Source organism: Flavobacterium sp. (assembly GCF_046317795.1).
Taxonomy (GTDB): domain Bacteria; phylum Bacteroidota; class Bacteroidia; order Flavobacteriales; family Flavobacteriaceae; genus Flavobacterium.
Window position 1 is genome coordinate 1 of record NZ_JBKCVI010000161.1, and the last position, 3637, is coordinate 3637.

At 34.0% G+C, this 3637-nt stretch carries 2 protein-coding genes; one reads left to right on the forward strand and one right to left on the reverse strand.

Annotation, left to right across the window (positions count from 1 at the left end; all coding sequences use genetic code 11):
- Positions 1–652 (forward strand): methionine adenosyltransferase domain-containing protein (locus ACK5ON_RS09690; protein ID WP_409821996.1); only part of this gene is annotated, 652 nt, incomplete at its 5' end.
- A gap of 207 nt (positions 653–859) precedes the next feature.
- Here ACK5ON_RS09690 and ACK5ON_RS09695 read toward each other — a convergent pair.
- Positions 860–3589: a carboxypeptidase-like regulatory domain-containing protein gene (locus ACK5ON_RS09695; protein WP_409821998.1), complete on the reverse strand. Its 2730-nt coding sequence runs from the start codon at positions 3587–3589 to the stop codon at positions 860–862.
- Positions 3590–3637: the final 48 nt, after the last annotated feature.

Here is a 3637-nt window from a genome sequence, read left to right on the forward strand (position 1 = left end):
GTTGGCAAAAATTAAAAGTGATTTAGTGTCTATTTTAATTCCAAGAATTAAAGCAAAATATCCTCAATATGCTCATTTCTTTAATGATAATATTACGTATCATATTAACCCAACTGGAAAATTCGTAATTGGTGGACCACATGGTGATACTGGCTTGACCGGAAGAAAAATCATTGTGGATACGTATGGTGGAAAAGGAGCTCATGGTGGCGGTGCTTTCTCTGGAAAAGATCCAAGTAAAGTGGATAGAAGTGCTGCGTACGCTACACGTCATATTGCAAAAAACTTAGTGGCTGCCGGATTATGTGATGAAGTTTTAGTGCAAGTTTCGTATGCTATTGGAGTGGCAAAACCAACTTCTATCAATGTGGTTACTTATGGCACTTCAAAAGTGAATTTAACTGATGGAGAGATCAGCAAAAAAGTAGAGGCAATTTTTGATATGCGTCCTTATTTTATAGAACAACGATTGAAATTGAGAAATCCAATTTATAGTGAAACTGCCGCTTATGGTCATATGGGAAGAACCCCACAAACTGTTACTAAAACTTTTGCTGCTCCCGGTGGATTGACTAAAACCGTTACAGTAGATTTATTTACTTGGGAGAAATTAGATTTTGTAGATAATGTGAAAGCGGCTTTTGGAATTTAATAATTTAAACGCAAAGACGCAAAGATATTGTCGCAATCCCGAAGCTTCGGGACGCAAAGAAAGACCTGTTCAAATGAACGGGTTTTTTTTCCTGTCTTTTTACCTGCCATAGGCAAGACTGATGGGAGCGGCATCCTTTTTTGTTTTGTGCTTCGACAAGCTCAGCATGACAAAACAAAAAAGATAGAGCGGACAGCAGGTTCTTGGCTACAAATTATATTTTAAACTAAAAATTATATATCTCGGCTGTACTTGATATTGAGAATTTCTAGTAGAAAACTGAGAGAAACTATCATCATTAATTGAAGTGGTATTCAAAATGTTTGTTGCGGATATTCTATACTCCATGTGACTGGCTTTTGTTTTTTGATAGGTCAAGCTTGCCGATAGAAAGTCATATTCTTGATCAACGGTATTATCGTTATTGTAGTAATGAAAAAACTCATATTCAGAAACAAAGGAGAAACTTTTCAAGAAGAAATAATCCAATTTAACCGAAGGGCTATCGGTATAAAAAGTATCATTTGGATATTGATTAACCGTATAATTATAGGACAATTCAATATTTGGAATGTCTTTAAAATTAGTAGAAGCGCCTATTCTGTAATTTTGAGTGAAACTTTCGGTATTTACAACCTCATCAACTAAGGTTAGGGGATTCACTTGAATGTTATAAAATTTACTCCAATTAATAGTAGTACTAAAATTAGCTTTGTAATATTTTAAAAAGGAACGACCATAGCGAAAGTTTCCGGAAAGATTTTCATCACCAAAAGGCGAATTAAAAGGCGAACCTATTTGATTTACCCCTTCAAATAATGCTCTTGTTTTTACCGCTTCTGTGGTTCGGGTGTAGTTTATAAATCCTCCAAAATTTTCAAAATTAAACATATTGAATTTTTGATAATTCAACGTATGTGATTGCACCACTGAGTTTTGTAAGTTTCGATTTCCGGAAAACAAACTGTTATAACTATTAAAAATTCTTCCTACTGCAAAGTTGTTTACGTTGGTAAAATTGTTGGTCAACGCAAAGTTATAGGTTAATGATTCGGACTTTTTTATTTGATAAATCATTTGAAAATCGGGTAAAAATCGTGTCAATTCTTGTTTAGTATCTGTTGCTAACTGAGAATTAACGAGATTAAAACGATGCAATGTTACTCCGGGCGTAAAGGTAAATTTACCTGTTAACCATTTTAAATGAAACCCTAAGCTAGAGTCGTTAAAGCGATAACCCACATCATTGGTGTTTTCTGTGGCAGTCAAATTATTAATGGTTCCGTTATCCAAACGTTGAAAAACAGAAGAATTCAAACTTTGATACACATAGGAATTGGCCAAAGTAAAATTGAGGTTTACTTTTGGAGTAAGTACATAATAATAATCGAGACGGCTGTCAAATTTATTGGTTTTAATAAATCGACTTTGTGTAATATCGTTTCGGTTTTGACTTTCATTATACCCATCAAAATCAAAAGGTTGAAACTCTAAATTGGCGTTGTATAATGGATCTTCGTTTTGATATAAATATTGACTTTCAAAGGCAAAAATATGCTTATCGGTAGGTGTATAATAAAAACTAAGATTTTGATTGATATTTATTGGATCTTGCCTTTTTGAGGTTAAAATATTTTCACTCGAAGTGGTGTCTTCTAAATAATCAAATACTTGTCGGTTCAAATTATTATTTTCTCTTTGTGCCGAAAGTCGGGTTAGAATATCATAATCGAGTTGAAATTTAGTGCTTGGTTTATAGACAGAACTGAATTTAAACAATCCTAGATTATTTTTTTGATTACCAATATCATCTCTAATTTCGGCAGAAGCAACTTGTTCCGAATTTGGCTGTAAAAAATTTACTGTTGATTGTGTGTCGGTATCAACTAAAGTTGAAGTAGCAATGACAAATCCGCTGAAACTCCAGCTCTTTGTAGGATTATACGAAAAATTCGTGGCTCCAAAATGCGATTCGATTTCTTTTACTCTATCATCTTGAAAAAAATTAATTCCCAATGAATTACTTCCTACATTTATGCTACCGCCACCTTTTCCAGTAATATTTCTAAAACCACCACTAAACCTAAAATAATCTTGTATTGTAAAAGCTTGTTCTCCTACATTATTACTATTGCCAATGATATTGATACTGTATTTTGGACTATAATAAAACGCTTTTGGCGCAATATTATAGCGGGTATCCACGTGACCAACTCCTGCACCTGCTGTCATATCGCCAAACCAAAAGTTTTTCTTTCCTTCTTTTAATTTGATATTCATCGCAAGATTGTCTTGATTATTCTCGACGCCTTTCATTATTGAGTTTTCATTGTAGTTTCTCAGTACTTGTACTTTATCAATAGCATCTGCAGGAATATTTTTTACGCCAAGTTTGGTATCGCCATCAAAGAAATCTTTTCCATCGACCATCAACTTTGTAACCGATTTACCTTCCACTTTTACTTGCCCTTCGGCATCAACTTCAACTCCAGGCAATTTTTTCAGCACATCTTCGAGTTTACGCTCTGTTCCGTTGGTAAAAGAATCAGAATTATAAACGATGGTATCTCCTTTTATTGATACTGGCATTTCGCGCACAATTTCAACTCCTTCAAGGTCAATTCCGCCGCTTTCCATTGTAATGCTTTGCGTAATATTTTGAGTTTGGGTAGTTATAGTAATCTCTTTGCTTTGCATTCCTAAATAACTCAATTTTATGATGTAGGTAGCATTGGCATTTAAATTCAAAATAAATTTACCTTTTTCATTGGTAATAGCATAGGCATCCATGGCTTTGGTGCCTTGGTTCATTGCCATCACATTGGCCATTTCGAGTGGTGCTTTATTGTTGTCTGTAATGGTGCCTTCGAATCGAACGTTTTGAGCAAAGGAAACTGATGAAACTATAAGGAATAAAAAGATTATTTTTTTTTTCATGATGATGGCTTATAAAACTTGTGTTTTAACGTTCAAAAATAATAACGC

What these genes read in the sequence shown, in the direction of transcription:
- ACK5ON_RS09695 (WP_409821998.1), bottom strand. Translation starts at nt 3,589, where the DNA reads ATGAAAAAAAAAATAATCTTTTTATTCCTTATAGTTTCATCAGTTTCC.